This is a genomic window from Chryseobacterium indologenes, from assembly GCF_001295265.1.
Taxonomy (GTDB): Bacteria; Bacteroidota; Bacteroidia; order Flavobacteriales; family Weeksellaceae; genus Chryseobacterium; species Chryseobacterium indologenes_A.
In genome coordinates this window covers 40,653-58,309 of the sequence record NZ_LJOD01000013.1, presented here as the reverse complement: position 1 = coordinate 58,309, position 17,657 = coordinate 40,653, and the positions used below count along the sequence as shown (strand labels likewise).

The following is a 17,657-nucleotide window of genomic DNA, read 5'->3' as shown; positions in this document are numbered from 1 at the left end:
ATATATGACTGATTTTCAGAAATTACTACAGGAATCTTTAATCTGGACAGAAGCATTTGCTGCCATTATCTCTCTTTTTTACTATAACCGCGAAAAAGATCATTCCTGGAGGTATTTCTCCTTGTATCTTGTTCTGATGTTCCTTTGTGAGGCAATGGGAAAATGGGGACACCATCTTATAGAGTATGACAAACCAAAGTTTTTTAATTATTTTGTGATTCCTGTAGAATTTATTTTTTTCTATTGGTTGTATGCTGCAAAATCTTTTGGAAAACCCCAATTATTTTACAGTCTGTCATTTTTGTATTTACTCTCTTTTTTACCCAGTGAGTTTTTCTTTACCAGCAAAAAAATAATTTTCTCATTCAATTATACCTTTGGCTGCCTTATTCTGATGGTATTGGTGATTATGGAATATTATAAGCAGGTCAATTCATCCGAAATTTTAAATTTCAGCAGAAACAAGATGTTCTACATAAACCTAGGCGTTACATTATTCTATATCGGAACCTTACCGTTCTGGACCTTCTTTAGCCTTCTCAGCGAGTATAAAGAACTCTGGAACCTCTATTTTAATTATTTTCTGATCACCGGAATTATTATGTATCTTTTATTTTCAATTTCATTCATATGGGGAAAACAGAGCTCATCATAACTATTATTCTCTTTAACATCTTTTTTGTGCTGTTTGTTGTAGCAGTAATTATCTACATCAGAAAATACAAGCAGCGCAAAAGAGAATATATCAATGAAATTGAAATAAAAAATGAAATCCACAAACGCGAACTTCTGGCTACCCAGCTGGAGATTCAGCAGGCTACCATGCAGCAGATCGGCCGTGAGCTTCATGATAATATCGGACAAAAGCTGACTCTTGTAAGCCTTTATACCCAACAGCTCCTTTATGAAAACAAAGTACCTGAAGTAAGTGAGAGAATTGACCAGGTTTCCCAGATCATCAACCAGTCACTTCAGGACCTCAGAAGCCTTTCAAAAACTCTGACTGATGATAACATAAACCAAAAGGAAATTGTAACTTTGATTCAGGAAGAGGTAGATAATACCAATGCTTTTCAAAGGTGCCACATCACATTTGATCACAATTTTGAACAGCTTGATCTGGGGTTTGTCCATAAAAATGTACTGCTGAGAATTACACAGGAATTCATTCAAAACAGCATCAAACACGCTAAGTGCAAAAATATTTTTATCAACCTGAATACTTCTGAAAATATTCTCTGGGAGCTCAATCTCAGGGATGATGGTATTGGATTTGACAGTACCCAGACGACATCCAATGGTATCGGGCTGACTAATATGAAAAACAGGGCAGCCATTATAGGAGCGGATTTCAAATTTGAAAGTAAGGAAAACACCGGTACCTCGCTCAATATTATTTTAAAGAAACAGCCATGAAAAAAACTATAGTGATTGTTGACGATCACATTCTTATTGCCAAAGCTCTGGAAGGCATCATAGGAAACTTCAGTGAATTTGAAGTTATTTATGTATGTGAAAATGGTAAAGACCTGATCCAGAAAATGGAAAACAACAGCCAGATTCCGGATATTATTCTTTTAGACATCAGTATGCCGATTATGAACGGTTTTGAAACGGCAGCGTGGCTTACCAAAAACCATCCGGACATCAAAGTGATGGCACTCAGCATGCAGGGGGACGATAACAGCGTTATCAAAATGATCAAAAACGGAGCAAAAGGATATTTATTAAAAAATACCCACCCTAAAGATCTGGAAACGGCATTGATCAAATTAAACTCCGAAGGCTTTTTCTATCCTGAATGGGCTTCAAAGATTATTTTTTCCAATATCGGAAAAGAGCCAGACACTGAAAATTCGGTAAGAATTTCAGACCGTGAAAAGGAATTCCTGAAATATACCGTAACTGAACTGAGCTATAAGGAAATCGCAGATAAAATGTGCTGCAGCCCGAGAACAGTGGAAAGCTATCGTGATCAGCTATGTGATAAACTAGATCTCAAAACGCGGGTAGGTCTTGCTGTTTTTGCCATCAAAAACGGTTTTGCCAACTGATCATGAAATATTCCGGAAAAATTCAATCGTTTTTTTATTTAATTCATAATATATCACTTTATAAAGATAAATTTTTAATTAAAATATTTGGTTATGTTTACCTGAAATACATTTAAATCAATAAAAACAACAATAAGGTAAATAAAATTCAATAATACAAAGGGTATTATGCGATATATATAAAATATTGTAAATTTATTTTGCATATTATTTTTTTATATTATAATTTAGCGGTACAAACCACTTAAAAAAATAATATGAAAAGAGTTCTATTAGGAGCCGGAATATTCTTTCTTGCCTCCTGCAGCAACGACACGAACCTAAACAACGAATCTTCAGAAACAGAGCCGCAATCAACACAGGTTTCCAATAAGAGAATCTGTCCTTCCGACAAAATGAGGGATGAGATTTTAAGCAAGGATCCCGAGGCCCGTGCAAGAGTTACCGCTATTGAAAAATATACTGAAGATCACATTAACAACATTAAGGTAGGTAAGGTATTAGCCGATGGAACTGTAGAAATACCTGTTGTATTCAATGTACTGTATAAAACAGCTTCCGAAAATGTTTCTGACACAAGGCTTCAGTCTCAGATTGATGTTCTGAACAGAGATTACGGAGCTACCAATTCGGATATTAACAATACTCCTGCGGAATTTGTCTCTGTAAAAGCCGGAGATACGAAAATTCGCTTCAGGCTGGCAAAAGTTGTCAGAAAGCAAAGCAACACTACCCTATGGAATCCGGATCTGAATAAGATGAAAACAGCAAGCACAGGAATTGCAGCCACTTCACCAGACAATTATTTGAATATCTGGATTGTTAATAAAATGACTAACAATATTCTTGGTTACGCTTATTATCCGGGAACCATTTCATCATCCCTGGATGGTGTTGTGATTGCAGCTCCTTACATCGGAACCGGATCAGGAACTTCAGCTCCTTTCAATCTGGGAAGAACTGCTACTCATGAGGTAGGCCATTACCTGAATCTTCCACATCTTTGGGGATCATCAGACGCAGGCTGCCAGACAGATTATTCTAATGACACTCCCCTTTCTCCCGGCCCTAATTACGGGGTTCCATCTTATCCTCTCAACCGGGCTTGCAGCGGGGTAAGCCGTTCTCAGATGTTCATGAATTACATGGATTATGTGGATGACAGAGCAATGCATATGTTTACCATCAATCAGAAGCAGAGAATGCAGGCTGTAGTAGCTGCTTCCGGTCCAAGATCTGGATTAAGACTTTATTAAAATCAGACCCAATATTGAGAAAAAACCTGAACTATTTGTTCAGGTTTTTCAGTTTATAAAGATCTCGTATTATCTTCCGGTGTATAATCCATAAAAAGATCTCCGTCCAAAGTAACAGCTTTTACTTTCTTTTTTATAGGAATAACAAGGTCTGTCTGTTTCTGATTTTTTTCCCATAAAGCAGGTGAAAAATGCAGTTTTTCCGTTGTTCCGTCTTCATAGTTCAGAAGAGCATCAAAAGGAATGGCAAATCCGCCTACATTATCAACATTTACCGTAAGAAGATCATTAAGCTGTGAAGCCTCTTTTACTTTTAAATCAATATAATTATTCGTATAAAACCAGTTATGAAAGAACCAGGTAAGGTTTTTACCGGATCCGGTGCTCATAGAATTAAAATAATCCCACGGAACAGGATGTTTTCCGTTCCAGTTATTCATATAATGATGTAAAGCTTTTTTAAACAGCTCGTCTCCCAGATAATCTTTCAGTGCCAGATAAGAAAGAGAAGCTTTTACATAGGAATTGTTTCCGTAGCCGGCACCGCTTACCTGTGTACTCATGGTAATGATCGGCTGGTCCTGTTCCGCGGATGGGTCTTTGATCCATTTCTTCACCCTAAAGTTCTTATAAAATTCTTTTGCGGCAGCCTCACCGTTCTCATCAATTCCGATAAGGTATTCCAGTGTCGTTGCCCAGCCTTCATCCATAAAGGCATACCGGGTTTCATTAATTCCCATATAAAAAGGGAAATAGGTATGCGCTATTTCATGATCTGCAGTGAGCCTTGCATCCTGAAAATCATCCGGAATGCTGGTATCATTAATCATCATTGGATATTCCATATCGGCATATCCCTGGATGGCCGTCATTACATTATAAGGATATTCCACGCCCGGCCAGTTTTTAGAGAACCAGTCCAGATTATAACGCATCCAGTCTACATAATGTTCAAAATCTTTAGCTCCTGCTTTATAACCAGCCTGCACACTTGCTCTTTTGGTTTTAAGCTGAACGCTTGCTGCATCCCAAACATAATGATTGCTTAATGCAAAACAGAAATCTGTGATATGGCTGGCTTTGAACTTCCAGACATTCCATTTGTTGGGTCTGGTTACTTTACCGGACCTCATTTCCTGTTCAGTGGCAATGTGTACGACTTTATCGCTTTTCAATGAACTTTTATACCTTTTCAGATATTCCGGCTGGAGAACAGCATCGGGATTAAGGAAATCTCCTGTTGCCCAGACCACAAAGTTCTTTGGAGCTGTTATGCTGAAGCTGTAATCATTAAAATCGTTATAAAACTCCTGTCTGTCTGAATGGGGCACCATATCCCATCCGTTGTAATCATCATAAACTGATATTCTCGGAAAAGAATACGCAACAAAAAACGTTTCAGGATCAATCTGTCCTTCTCTCCCACTCTGTACTGAAAGCGGATACTCCCATTCAATTTTTACTTCAGCTTTGGAACCTGCTTTAAGAGGTGAATTCAGCTTTACCTTTTCAACAGTACTCCAGTCATCACTATTGATGTTATATTTCTCACCATTCACTATGAATGATTTGATGTGAAGCCCTGAAGACAAAAAATCTTTTGAAACAAAACCGGACCTTGGAGACTGTGGTTTATGAAGATTATTCACAAATCTTATTGCCAGCTCATTAAGCTGATCCGGGCTGTTGTTGCTGTATACAATCGTTTCTTTTCCTGAAACTGTTTTTGTACCGGCATCTACCTTTACCTCTACATTATAAACTCCTTTATTCTGCCAGTAATTTTTTCCGGGTGCTCCGGAAATATCCCGGGTTCCTTTTTCATACGCCTTTTTAATATTTCGCGGCATATACAGTTCCTGAGCAGAGACCATTTGCATGGAAGCAGCAACAGTCAGGGCATAAAGAAGTCTTTTCATGTCTCCATTTTTTAAAAATTGGTATCAAAATTAGCGAAAATGTGACACAGAATGGTTATTTCTTTTATAATAATGTTTTATGGTTATTTGTTTTTTACTAAAATTATTTACAACCTGTTATGCTCTTCTGTTCTTTTTATATTTTTCACATTCTTTACGGACTGATTTCCAAAGTTATACTTTAAAGAAAATGTAACCCCCTGTGTGTCCGAATAATCCAGAAAATAGTTATCCTGATTCGCATATTTCGTACTGACCTTCTGACCCATGCTTCTGAAAATATCATTGAAAACAAAAGATGCTTCTAATTTTTTATTAAAAAATTTCCGGTTCATCACAAAATAGGCAGACCACATACCGGAAATCCTGAACGTTCCCTGTACACCGGGAGAATAATACTTATGACCAACTTCCATTTTCCAGTCGCTTCTCTTATCCAGTGTAAAACTCGTTGAAACATCAGAAACCCAGTTCCAGATTTCATTTTTGTACAGCTGTTCATCAATTCCTCTGAAATAGTTCTCATTGTGTTCCAGATTTTGGGACACCACAAAATTCCACCACGGCCTAACCTGAAAGTTCTTATAAAGACTAAGGCCATAGGCCTGACCTTTCTCAATATTGGTGAAATAATAGATCATCTGATTGGTGCTTGGTTCCTGAAAAGAGATTTCCATAGACGGATAGATTTCCTTCCGGTAATAAAGGTCTGCGTTCCAGCCTTTCCAGGAATAGGTGAAATTCAGATTATGAATAAGGGTTGCTTTCATTTTCGGATCTCCCTGATAATAAGAGAATAGATTATAATAGGATTTCGCAGGATTCAGCCATGAATAATAGGGTCTGCTGATCCTCTTTCCATAAGAAAACCCGAATTCATGTTTATTTTCAGTGGTATATTGGGCATAAAAAGTAGGAAACAGGCTCCAATAGTTATTTTTATTCTGTTCATAAGGCTCAGATACAACGCCTTCCAGATCAGTCATTTCAGCCCTAAGTCCTCCTTTAAAGTTCCATTTTCCAAGATTGTAAGCCAACGATGAGTAGACCGCGAAATTATGTTCTTTATAATCGAAAAGACTGCTTTTTTCCGGTCTGTGCATCAGAGTTCCACTTTCATTATCTGAAAAATCGAGACCGCTTTTTGTTTTCACAAAGCTATATTTAATGCCGGATTCCAGTTCTATTTTCTCTCCTTTCCACTGATAATCTGCCTGTGTGGAATATAGCCTGACATCTGTTTTATTCTGGGTTAAAAAATTATCATCCCGGGGCACCTGCCCTGCAAAGTTCAGCTCGGTGATTACGTTCTGATAGTTATCACCGTTGTTTCCGGTAAAATAACTTATCCAGGAAATACTGCTTTTCTTATTCAGCTTACGGTCTGCCTGGAAGCTCAGTGAATTATTGCTGGTACGGGAATGATGGTCATTGATTGTGGTATAATTGGATTCCACAACATTCTGAGCATTATAGATCAGGGTAGGCACGTAATAGGTACCAAAAGATTTCGGAGAAAAATATCCTGAATAATTCAGGCTGATATTGGTAAGGCTGTCTATTTCATATTCAGCATTAAAATTTACTGTGTTCTGCGCCTTGTTTTTATCCTTTCTGTTCATGATGCTTACCCAGCGGGTCTGGTTTTCCTGATAGTTGACATAATCTGTTCCTTCCCGGTAATAAGTGCCCATTCCCCTGTAATAACTTCCCATCAGGGAAAGTTTATCTTTTTTATAATATTGGGAAAGCCCCACGTTTCCTTTTGCATATTGGGTCTGAACGTATTTGGACGAAAGAATTCCCCGATAGCCTTCAATCTTGTTTTTCTTCATCACAATATTGAGGACGGCACTTCCGGAAGCTTCATACTTAGCGGGCGGATTGGTAATGACTTCAACGGATTTTATATCATTTCCCTGTGTATTTTCAAGAAGATTCTTCAGCTCATCTCCCGTCAGCATCACTTTTTTATCATTAATGGTCACCAGAATGGCTGTACTGCCTTTTACGGTAATCGCATCATTATTAACGGTTACGTTAGGCGTTTTTTTTAGAATTTCCCATGCATTAAGAGAAGAAATATTACTGTTTTCCACATTAAATTCCAGACGGTCTACTTTTCTTATCACCTGAGGTTTTTGTTTCGTCATTACAACCTCTTCTATTTCCTGAGTTTCTTTCTTCAGAATGATCTTCAGAATTTCGCTGCCTTCTTTTAAAACGACAATTTTCTCAAACGGAATATAATCTGCCTTTTTTACAGTCAGCTTTACAGAATCTCCGGAGATCCCTTCCAGCACAAAGAGACCTTTTACGTCAGATTTTACCGTTTTAATCAGCTCATTGTTCAGGTTATACACCTGTACCTCAGCAGCCTGTATCTTTCTATTCTCCGTATCTGTAATTGTACCTTCAGTCTTCTTCAGCTGCGCAGAAAACAGCAGCGGAAAAAACAATAAAAGAAAAGCTTTATACATATCATTAGTTTTACCGTACAAACTTCCGTATTCGTACAGAGAATATCGGTTAACAAAAGGTTAATGGCAGGTTAATGCCTGTTAGGGAAAGACTAAAGTTTTATCTTTGTTATGATGATATCTAAAAGTAAATACCTGATTGCTTTATTTGCAACCTTATTCCTGCTGTTATTGGGAATACAGGTTTACTTTATCTATAAGACCTATCAGGTAAAGGAACGTGAAATTTACAGAACTATTCAGGACGGACTTTCCGGATATACTGATAAGCTGGAGGATATCAGCAGCATTAAAGAGATGAAGGATGACTCCCTTCAGAAAACATTTATCCGGTATTATGACCAGGAGATCACCCAACAGGAATTTCTTGATTTTTTTGTTGAAAACAGAAGAGCGATCAAAGAAAGGCTTCTTCGGTATCTCGACTACCGTAAGAAAAAAAACGGCTATGATATTTCCGCAAAAATAGAATACACTTCTATTGTTCATATTCCGGACAGCACCCATTTGATTGACAAACCGGTTCTTCTTTTTGAAACAAAGAATAAAGTTGTCAATCCCAAAATCACCAATGAAGGAAGCTGGGAAACCTCATCTAAAAATGAATCAGGGAAAGGTAAATTTAAAAACAATTCTTTTCTTGTTAAAAGCAAAACTGAATTTGAAATTTCAAACATTAAAAGCATTGTCTTTAAAGAGCTTACTTTACTGATAATATGCTGTATTGCACTACTGGCAGGTGTTATGATGCTTTATATTTTTACGGTAAAAAATCTGGTCCGCCAGCAGAAGCAGGTGGAAGTTCTCCACACTGTTGTGGATAACATTTCCCATGAGTTCAAAACACCGATCGCCACACTGAAAATAGCGTCAAAAGCATTAAAGAAAGACTGGAATAAGGAAACCCTTCCCCTTATCGACCGGCAGATCAGCCGTCTGGAAAGCCTGATGATTCAGCTGCATCAAGATGAGACAGAAAACGAGCTTATCCGGATCCGGCCTGAAGACTGGAATTTTTTCATTCAGGATCTGGCCTTCACGTATCCCCAGGTGAATTTCGAACTGAAGAACCCTATTTCAGATACGCTTCCCTTCGATAAAAACCTGATGGAGACCGTTATTAAAAACCTCTGTGAAAACAGTGTAAAATACGGGTCTTCAGATGTAAAAATCAATATCAGCCGCCTTTCTGAACATATAGAAATAGAAGTAACAGATAACGGGAAGGGCATCGAGAAAACAGAGCTCAAAAATATTTTTGAAAAATTTTACCGGGTTCAGTCCAACAATATCCACAATAGCAAAGGTCTGGGATTAGGGCTTTACATCGTAAAAAATATTGTCACCGGATATCACGGACGGGTAGATGTTTCAAGCCGCCCTGCAGCCGGAACCACCTTTAAAATAATCCTTCCTTATGAAAACTAGAATCCTTTTGGCAGAAGACGATCCGGATTTCGGAATGATCCTGAAGCAGTATCTTGAACTGGAAGATTTTGAGGTTACCTGGTTTCAGAATCCTGAAGATATTATTCCTCTTTTACAATCAGGTTTCCCTTTTCATATGGGTATACTGGATATTATGATGCCGAATATTGACGGTTTTTCTCTGGCCAAAATGATATTAAAGGAGAAAAATGATTTTCCGCTTCTCTTTCTGTCTGCCAAAAACCAGAAAATAGACCGCCTTACAGGTCTGAAGATAGGCGCAGATGACTACATCGCCAAGCCCTGCGATCCGGAAGAACTTGTATTGCGGATCCGGAATATTCTCAAAAGAATTAAGCCGGCAGCATTTCAACAGACAATAAAAATCGGGACTTATTCCCTGGATACAGAGAAACTTCTGCTTTTCCACCATGAAGGAAACATTAGACTTACAGCCCGCGAACAGGAGCTTCTGCTGTATCTTCTGAAGCATAACCAAAGTACCATCAAAAGAGATGATATTCTGGATACCCTTTGGGAAACGAATGATTATTTTACAGGAAGAAGCCTTGATGTATTCATCAGCAGACTGAGAAAGTATTTCATCCATGATCCTGAAATAAAAATCCAATCCCTCAGAGGAATCGGATTTGAAATAGATTTTCCCCAAGACTGAATCAATTTACAGGGAAAGTTCCGTCAAAACAGGGAAGTGATCTGAAGGATACAACAGGTTTTCCCTTCTGTCATTGATATGTCTGTGAGATTTTATTCTGAATCCTTTTACAAAAATATAATCAATTCTGTCTTTAGGTATTTCATTCACATTGAATGCGGTGAAGGTTCCCACCGGACCGTAATGTTTCGTTTCCGAATGGTAAAAGCTATCTTTCAGATTCTGCGAAAGGATCTTTACAGGTTCTGTATCATCAGTAAGGTTGAAATCTCCGCTTAAGGTTACCGGAAGGTTTTTAGGATTAATTTCTTTGATTTTTTTAAGGATCAGGTCAGCAGACTTCACTCTCGCTACGTTACCAACATGATCAAAATGAAGATTCATTGCCAGGAATTCTTTTTTAGACTTTTTATCTTTAAAAACAGCATAAGTACAGATTCTGTTCAATGCGGCATCCCAACCTTTTGAAGGTTTCTCCGGAGTTTCAGACAGCCAGAAGGTTCCGGACTTTACAACTTCAAGCCTCTTTGTATCGTAAAAAATTGCAGAGAATTCTCCTTTTTCCTTTCCGTCATCTCTTCCCACACCAACATAATCATAATTCTTAAGTCCATTTTTAATATCTTTCATCTGCTCCGGAAGTGCTTCCTGTACTCCGAAATAATCAGGATGATAATAGGTCAGCAGATCTGCAACATCCTGCTTTCTTTTGGGCCATGCATTATCCTTGTCTGACTCTACGTTCAGCCTGATGTTGAAACTCATTACGGTAAGGTCCTGTGAGAATCCCAGTGCGAAAAGCATCAGGAAAACCATTGAAAATCTGAAATTCATAAGCTATTTTATCAATAAGAGACAAAAATAAAACTTCTCTGCGACAGGTAAGCTTTAATTGTGTGATTATATTGTTAAATTATCTTTTTCTTCTTCTATAGATATGAAATACTCCTGAAATTCAGTTTTCAACACCGGCTGCTCACTTTCAAGCTTTACAACCCCTATGATTTTATAATGAGCAGCCAGCCTGACGCTCTTACTTTTGAGAAAAACTTCAAGCTTTTTGAAATTTATCTCTTTCTTTAAAACGGCCAGATAAGTAATCATTTTTATATTTGTATTAAACCGTTTCCTATATCTCTGTATTTTATGCCTTCAATAGGCCTGGCTTTATTTTCTATAAGCTGCCAGATCTCTTTCGCTGATTTATCGGGGAACTGTTCCATATAAAGAGCAGCTAATCCGGAAACATGGGGAGCAGCCATGCTGGTTCCGCTCATAGCATAGTAAAAGTTACTTTTATTCTTAGAGTTTTTAGGATAAGCGCTTATGACATCTACTCCGGGAGCGCAGACATTGATATTACCACCTGTAGAGGGATTGAGACCCGCGTTTGAAAACCTTGCAATCTTCATTTGCCCGTCAATCGCTGCAACAGCCATTATAGATTTTGAGTTGGCCGGCATAGAAACGGGCTGCGGAATCTGAGGCCTGCTGCTGTCATTTCCTGCTGCCGCAATAATAAGGCAGTTATTTTCCAATGCCCTTTCCCCTATCGTTTCAAAAAGAACAGAAGGTGGATCATTAAGCTTTACAGGAGATGCCAGCGAAAGGGAAAGTATCCTGAATTTTTTTGTAATGGCCCAGTCTATGGCATCAATCACACTGCTTGTAGTGCCTCTTCCGCTATCTGAGAGTACTTTCGCAATCTTCAAATTGCTGTCTTTAGCAATTCCGTACCGTTTTCCGATATCACTGCGGATATTTCCTGCCGCCACGCCTGCACAATGTGTACCATGGCCGTTGGGATCCCTGTTCCAGTCTTCTCCGTCAATGAAGGACTTACCTTCAATTTCCCGGGATGAAAAATCGGGATGGGAAGTCTGAAGCCCTGTATCCAGGATGCAGATATCAATTCCTTTTCCTGAATATTGAGCATTTCCAAGTCCAATAGCTTTCAGCCCCCATTCCATCTCTATCAATGATTTTTGCGGCAGCGGTTTGTTGGCGATATATTTTTCAAGTTCTGAAATTTTTTCTACGATCCCTGCTGACTGCTTTTTAAGCTCACTAATCAGCTGTAATTCATCTGCCGGAAAAAACTCCCTTTCTTTTTCATAATAAATAATAGGATTCGATTCATTTTTCACGGCACTTTTCAACTGCTCTTCATCCATATTTTCAACGACAAGGACTCCCAGGTTTTTATACAGTACACTGTTGTCCTGATCAATAATATCATAAGCACGGTTTTCTTTAGAAAGAAGTTCTGAAGATGTAATACTTACTTCCAGTTCTTTCTCTATTTTTCTGAGTGCTGTTTTCTGCTGGTCTTTCAGCAGAACAATATATCTTCCGGTTTCCATACTATTTTTTTTAAATTAACTTCAGAAATATTTTTTCCAGAATAAGGTAGATATCTTCAGGAATGACAGTCAGTCTAAGCTTCTTATTAATGCCGGAAATAGCTGTATTCTGTGTCACCAGTGAAGTCCAGAAATTTTCAATCTTTGAAACAGAATCCATTTCCTTCAGCTTTTCATCATCCAGAATTCCGTTCTGGTATAATGAAACTATAATCCCGGAAATAAGCTCTTCCGCATCGTCCAGCTTTTTATTTTCTTTAGCATATATTTCCATCAGAATATCATAAATACTTTCCATTCCGTTGAATGAAAATCCCCACAGGAGATCACGTTTCCCAACCGTTATTTTCTCCATTTTTATAGGATTAAAGCTTCTTTTCACGGTTGCAACCATATTCATGATCTTCAAAACTTCAGATTCATGGCTGGTATTTCCTTTGGTACGGAAGTATTCCAGAACTTCGTTGAGAAAAACTTCCAGCCGGGCATCAAAGTCATATGATTTTGACAGGTATAAAGCCTGGACTTCATTGAAATGCTCCAGAAGTTCCTTGATTTTCTGTACCGTAAAATGAATCAGTTCCTGCATTACTCAAAAGTTATCTGTTCTATTTCGTTACCGTCTTTATCCTTGTATGACACAATCCTTATTCCTTCTTCCTCCATTTCCACATGAAGGTTGATGAATAATTTGTCTTTATCTTCTGCTGCTGATGTATTGGGGTCTATGTAAATGTTGTTCAGCTTTGCATTCACCAGTGTATATTTGTTCAGTAAAACCTTTGAAAAGATTTCTTTCAGCTCATCAATTTCTTCTTCACCTGTTCCGTCCTGAGGGCGGAAAATTCCGGAATTAAGAATTTTTATTCTGTTTCTGAGATCCAGTTTAAGCACTTCATTGGCCGGAAGCTTCCCGAATTTCTGGTCGCTTTTTTCCAGTTTGCTGAAGAGTGTTTTAAATTCCTCAGTCTGAATCTGTCTTTTGGTAATTTCGGGAATGTTCAGCTTCTTCTCTTTATTCACCAGTTGAATTCTTTCGTTCATTTCTGAAATAAACTGATCCTGATTCAGCTTAAAATTGTATTTGGGTGCCGAATCTATATCGGTAATCTTAATGGGAATATCCATCTTTACACTGGGCAGGGCATACCGCGGAACCTTAAAATACTTAAGGTACTCATGCCTGGCATATTCTTTTGCAATAAGAACAGCATTCTCGTCAGCTTTTTTACGAGCCTGAATTATCTCGTTGTTGAGATAATCCAGGTAATCTGATAATTTGATCATTTTCGTAAAAGTTAATTATTGTGAAAGAAGTCCGAGAACTTTTTCAAGCCCCGCCGGCATTTCATCATTGGTTGCTCTTACCTTTACCCCGAGAGAGTACTCTTTTTCCACTTTAATTCCTGTACTGGAAGTTCTTTTGTATGAAACATCCACTTTGAATTTTACAGGTCCCCATCCTCCGGAAACTCCGGCGTTGATTCCGAATTCATCGCTTACATCTTTAGTATAGGTGGAATTGAGTTTAACGTTGAAATCTACCTCACAGGTTTCGATTCTGAAGCTTGGAACATTCAGCAGCGCAATAAAAGGGACTGTGATTTCCACATCATCAGGAATTGTTTTGGGATTGTCTGCACTTACCGGCTTTTCAGGATCAAAATCCGGGTTGGGGATATTTTTTTTGTATTTAAATTCGGCCATTCTCAGTTTTTTCGGGCTGGCTGCATTGGCAGGATCTGTAAGCTCAAAACCTACTTCATTGATAAAGTTAACCGTGGCAATAGAAGCATTAGACTGCGCTTTTACGCAGGCATCCAGAGGTCCTCCGATAATGGTGGCAAAGTCTATACTTCCCAGTTCTGCGGCAAAATCTGCGCTGGCAGCATCTGAAGTTCTGAAGATCTCATCATCGGCAGCCATTTTACCGGCAATAAGTTTCATAATCTCTGAAGAAGCACCGGAAAAAGATTTCTCCCATTTTTCATCGTAATTCTTTTTTAAATCCTCTACAATACTTAAAAGCTCTTTATTGGTAAGGGTTCCCAATTCTGAAGTCTCAATTCCTGAAACTTTTTCGTAAACCGCAGGGGTAATAACTTTTTCAACTCCTGACAGAAGATCGATCAGCTCATTTTTTGTTTTCTTGGCGTGGCTTGCTTCAAGCACCGATTTTAATGTTTCCATGTTCTTTTGTTTTTAAATTAATACTGTGGAGCAAAATTATCCCACGAATAACCAAAATACCATAGGAAAACCCCTTGACCTGACCCGGAAAAACACCCTAAAAAATAAAAGCCTGAACTTACATGTGTAAGTTCAGGCTTTTTAGTAATATGCTTTTTGACTCCTGTTAACCTGCATTGTATTCTTATGCCGGTGTCCAGGTATTGTTTTTAGGATTAATATCCGGAACTACAGAATCCGGATCCAGCATTACTTCAGAAATTTCCTGAGTGGAATTAATTCTGAAAGTCCATTCTGTATTTCGTTTCCATATTTCAACAGGAATTTTTACGGTCTGCTTTGTTCCGTCTTTGAATTTTACCTGAACGGTCGTTGGCATTGGCAGCTGCCCAAGGTTTTCAACGGTAATCTGTGCTCCGCTTTTAAAATCACCATTTACATATTTTACTTCTTTCACCGACTGATCGATTTTCCATTTGTTGATAAACCATCCTCTCCAGAACCAGCTGAGTTCCTCTCCGGAAACGTTTTCCATGGTATGGAAAAAATCCCATGGCGTAGGATGCTTGAAAGCCCAGCGTTCAATATAGGTTTTAAAAGCCTTATCAAATTTTTCAGGTCCCAGGACAGCCTCTCTTAAAATTTCAAGTCCAAGCCCCGGTTTATAATATGCCAAAGCTCCAATGCTTCTTTCCTTCATGTTATCAGGTCCCACCATCACAGGCTCCAGATTATCTCCCATCATAAAACTGCCGGTTCTTGCCAGGTTTTTCTTTCTATAATATTCGCCATTATTGAAAGCTTTTGTGGACAACCCATTAATAAAGGTGTTGAAACCTTCATCCATCCAGGCAAAAAGTCTTTCATTGGAACCAACAATCATAGGAAACCAATTGTGCCCGAATTCATGGTCCGTTACTCCCCACAGGTCTTCTCCTGCAGAGTTCATATGGCAGAATACAATTCCCGGATATTCCATTCCGCCTTCATTTCCGGCAACATTAGTGGCTGCCGGATAGGTATATTCATACCATTTCTGTGAATAATGTTCGATAGCTGCCTTTGTATATTCTGTAGATCTGCCCCACGCTTTCTCACCTCCGCTTTCTGCCGGATACGCTGATATGGCCAGTGATTTTTTACCGCTCGGAAGATTTATTTTTGCTGCATCTAGAATAAATGCGGGTGAAGAAGCCCAGGCAAAATCACGGGTCTGTTCAATTTTGAACTTCCATGTTTTTGTTCCGGAAGCCTGATTTTTCCCGATCTCAGATTCTGTACGGATCATTACGGTTTTATCACTGTTCTTTGCCTGCTGCCAGCGGTTATTCTCTTCTTTGCTGTAAACATCCTTAGCGTTCAAAAGTTCTCCCGAAGCTACCACATAATGATTGGCGGGAACTGTTATATTGGCTGTAATATTACCGTATTCCAGATAAAACTCTGATGCTCCCAGGTAAGGCAGGGTATTCCATCCCATTACATCATCATATACACACATCCTTGGATACCATTGCGCCATGGTAAAGATTTTACCGTTTCTGGTTGTCTGAACTCCCATCCTGTCAGACCCGTATTCAGGAGATATAAATGAATATTCAATGGCAATTTTAGCTTTTCCTCCTTTAGCTTTAAGCTCCTTAGGGAGGTCAATCTGCATCCGGGTATCTGTAATGGTATATTTTACAGCTTTCCCGTCCAGCTTTACTGATTTTATTTTATATCCTCCATCCAGCTTTTCACCACGGGCTCCGTTTCTGCTTCCTGAAAGCGGAACTAAAGCATTTCCTCTGGAATCCTCTGCAAACAGGTTCTGATCCAGCTGGAGCCATAGAAATCCTAGTTTGTCAGGACTGTTGTTTGTATACGTAATTTCAGCGGTACCGGAAATTTCATTTTTCGCTTCATTCAGTGAAACATTCAGGGTATAATCTGCCGAATTCTGCCAATAGGCATACCCGGGTTGTCCGCTTGCAGACCTGGTTTCTGTTCCTGTCTGTGGATAAAAGAACGGTTTAAATGCCTCTACATAACTGTATTTTGGAGTTTCCTGTGCTAAGACTGTTCCTGATAAAAGAAAAACGGCAGCCGCAGCAACAAGACCTGGGAGCTTAAAATTCATTCGAAAAAATTTAGTAAATTCAGGGTATAAGTTATAAAAAATCCCGGAATCGTTACAATCCGGGATTTTTTTCATTTTATTTTTCGTTTAGTTAGACTTCTTTGCCTTAATCATGGCTTCAAGAGCATCCCACATTTCTTTAGGAATATCTTCAAGCATATTAAACTCTCCTGCTCCCTGCAGCCATTCTCCTCCGTCTATTGTCACTACTTCTCCGTTCATATAAGCCGAATAATCTGAAACCAGGTAAGCCGCAAGGTTGGCCAGTTCCTGATGTTCCCCTACTCTTCTTAAAGGAACTTTTTTCCTCATATCGAATTTTTCCTGAAGATTTCCCGGAAGCAGTCTGTCCCATGCTCCTTTGGTAGGAAAAGGTCCTGGTGCTATTGCATTGAAGCGGATTCCATATTTCGCCCACTCTACGGCAAGAGACCTCGTCATAGCCAGAACTCCTGCTTTGGCACATGCTGACGGAACAACATAGGCAGACCCGGTCCAGGCATATGTGGTCACAATATTCAGAACTGTTCCCGGAGTTTTAGTGTCAATCCAGTGTTTTCCTACAGATAGTGTACAGTTTTTAGTTCCTTTTAAAACAATATCAAGAATAGAATCAAAAGCGGAATGTGTAAGCCTTTCTGTTGGGGAAATAAAATTTCCGGCGGCATTATTCAATAAAATATCAATTTTTCCGAATTCTTTTAAAGCCGCTTCTTTCATTGCTTCTACCTCATCCCAGTTTCTGACATCACAAGCTACGGAAAGCACTTTTCCGCCTGTTTCTTCTTCTAACTCTTTAGCAGTCGCCTGAAGTTTTTCAAGGTTACGGGAAGTGATCACTACTTTAGCACCCAGCTCCAGAAAATATTTAGTCATTGCTTTTCCGAGCCCGCTTCCCCCTCCTGTTACAATGGCTACTTTATCTTTTAATGCGCCCTCACGCAGCATTGGTTGTGTATACATATTCATAAATGTTATTATTTTTAAATTCAAGTTATCACGTAAATTCTACAAGCTGCAGGCAGCTATACAATAAACGTACAATCGCTAAATGCTTACTATGTAAATTTAATACAATTATTCTTGCGGTTGATTTTAAAAATTATGCGGGAGATAACAACAAAGGTATAATTAAAAACAGAAAAGCCGTTTCCTGGTTATGAAACGGC

At 38.7% G+C, this 17,657-nt stretch carries 15 protein-coding genes; 6 read left to right on the top strand and 9 right to left on the bottom strand.

The features are described 5' to 3' along the window. Positions 1–4: 4 nt before the first annotated feature. From AOB46_RS17235 to AOB46_RS17220, 4 genes are all read left to right on the top strand, one after another. Positions 5–655: a hypothetical protein gene (locus AOB46_RS17235; protein WP_062701660.1), complete on the top strand. Its 651-nt coding sequence runs from the start codon at positions 5–7 to the stop codon at positions 653–655. Then, positions 631–1,416, top strand: a complete 786-nt coding sequence (locus AOB46_RS17230) for a sensor histidine kinase (RefSeq protein WP_062701658.1) — start codon at positions 631–633, stop codon at positions 1,414–1,416. Before AOB46_RS17235 ends, AOB46_RS17230 begins: the two co-directional genes overlap by 25 nt. Further along, the gene (locus tag AOB46_RS17225) at positions 1,413–2,054 is read left to right on the top strand and encodes a response regulator transcription factor (RefSeq protein WP_062701656.1); all 642 of its coding nucleotides are present in this window, start codon (positions 1,413–1,415) and stop codon (positions 2,052–2,054) included. Before AOB46_RS17230 ends, AOB46_RS17225 begins: the two co-directional genes overlap by 4 nt. Before the next feature lie 257 nt (positions 2,055–2,311). After that, complete coding sequence (locus tag AOB46_RS17220; RefSeq protein ID WP_062701654.1) at positions 2,312–3,310, top strand: zinc metalloprotease; 999 nt, start codon at positions 2,312–2,314, stop codon at positions 3,308–3,310. Positions 3,311–3,363: 53 nt separating this feature from the next. Here the strand turns inward: AOB46_RS17220 and AOB46_RS17215 are convergent, their stop codons facing one another. After that, on the bottom strand, positions 3,364–5,229 hold the full coding sequence (locus AOB46_RS17215; protein WP_062701652.1) for a M1 family metallopeptidase: 1,866 nt from the start codon (positions 5,227–5,229) through the stop codon (positions 3,364–3,366). Between the two features lie 107 nt (positions 5,230–5,336). Beyond that, positions 5,337–7,709, bottom strand: coding sequence for an outer membrane beta-barrel protein (locus AOB46_RS17210; RefSeq protein ID WP_062701650.1), 2,373 nt, complete (start codon positions 7,707–7,709; stop codon positions 5,337–5,339). 111 nt (positions 7,710–7,820) lie between these two features. Between AOB46_RS17210 and AOB46_RS17205 the strand changes: the two genes are divergently transcribed. Together AOB46_RS17205 and AOB46_RS17200 are read left to right on the top strand one after the other, a co-directional pair. Continuing rightward, the gene (locus AOB46_RS17205; protein ID WP_241489237.1) at positions 7,821–9,137 is read left to right on the top strand and encodes a sensor histidine kinase; all 1,317 of its coding nucleotides are present in this window, start codon (positions 7,821–7,823) and stop codon (positions 9,135–9,137) included. After that, positions 9,127–9,813, top strand: a complete 687-nt coding sequence (locus AOB46_RS17200) for a response regulator transcription factor (protein ID WP_062701646.1) — start codon at positions 9,127–9,129, stop codon at positions 9,811–9,813. Before AOB46_RS17205 ends, AOB46_RS17200 begins: the two co-directional genes overlap by 11 nt. 6 nt (positions 9,814–9,819) lie before the next feature. On the opposite strand, the gene AOB46_RS17195 is transcribed toward AOB46_RS17200, so the two are convergent. The 7 genes from AOB46_RS17195 to AOB46_RS17160 all read right to left on the bottom strand — a co-directional run bounded on the left by AOB46_RS17195 (position 9,820) and on the right by AOB46_RS17160 (position 17,457). Beyond that, the gene (locus tag AOB46_RS17195) at positions 9,820–10,647 is read right to left on the bottom strand and encodes an endonuclease/exonuclease/phosphatase family protein (RefSeq protein ID WP_062701645.1); all 828 of its coding nucleotides are present in this window, start codon (positions 10,645–10,647) and stop codon (positions 9,820–9,822) included. A 272-nt stretch (positions 10,648–10,919) separates the two neighbouring features. After that, entirely contained in the window at positions 10,920–12,176 is a 1,257-nt protein-coding gene (locus tag AOB46_RS17185) for a S8 family peptidase (protein ID WP_062701640.1), read from the bottom strand. A 10-nt stretch (positions 12,177–12,186) separates the two neighbouring features. After that, a complete protein-coding gene (locus AOB46_RS17180) occupies positions 12,187–12,765 on the bottom strand; it encodes a hypothetical protein (protein ID WP_062701637.1) in 579 nt (192 codons plus the stop codon). After that, positions 12,765–13,463, bottom strand: coding sequence for a hypothetical protein (locus AOB46_RS17175; protein ID WP_062701636.1), 699 nt, complete (start codon positions 13,461–13,463; stop codon positions 12,765–12,767). The genes AOB46_RS17180 and AOB46_RS17175 overlap by 1 nt, the downstream gene beginning before the upstream one ends. Positions 13,464–13,478: 15 nt before the next feature. Next, positions 13,479–14,366 (bottom strand): DUF2589 domain-containing protein, encoded by an 888-nt coding sequence (locus AOB46_RS17170; RefSeq protein WP_062701634.1) that lies wholly within the window; start codon positions 14,364–14,366, stop codon positions 13,479–13,481. A 184-nt stretch (positions 14,367–14,550) separates the two neighbouring features. Then, positions 14,551–16,488, bottom strand: coding sequence for a M1 family metallopeptidase (locus AOB46_RS17165; protein WP_062701631.1), 1,938 nt, complete (start codon positions 16,486–16,488; stop codon positions 14,551–14,553). 87 nt (positions 16,489–16,575) lie between these two features. Further along, a complete protein-coding gene (locus AOB46_RS17160) occupies positions 16,576–17,457 on the bottom strand; it encodes an SDR family oxidoreductase (RefSeq protein WP_062701629.1) in 882 nt (293 codons plus the stop codon). Positions 17,458–17,657: the final 200 nt, after the last annotated feature.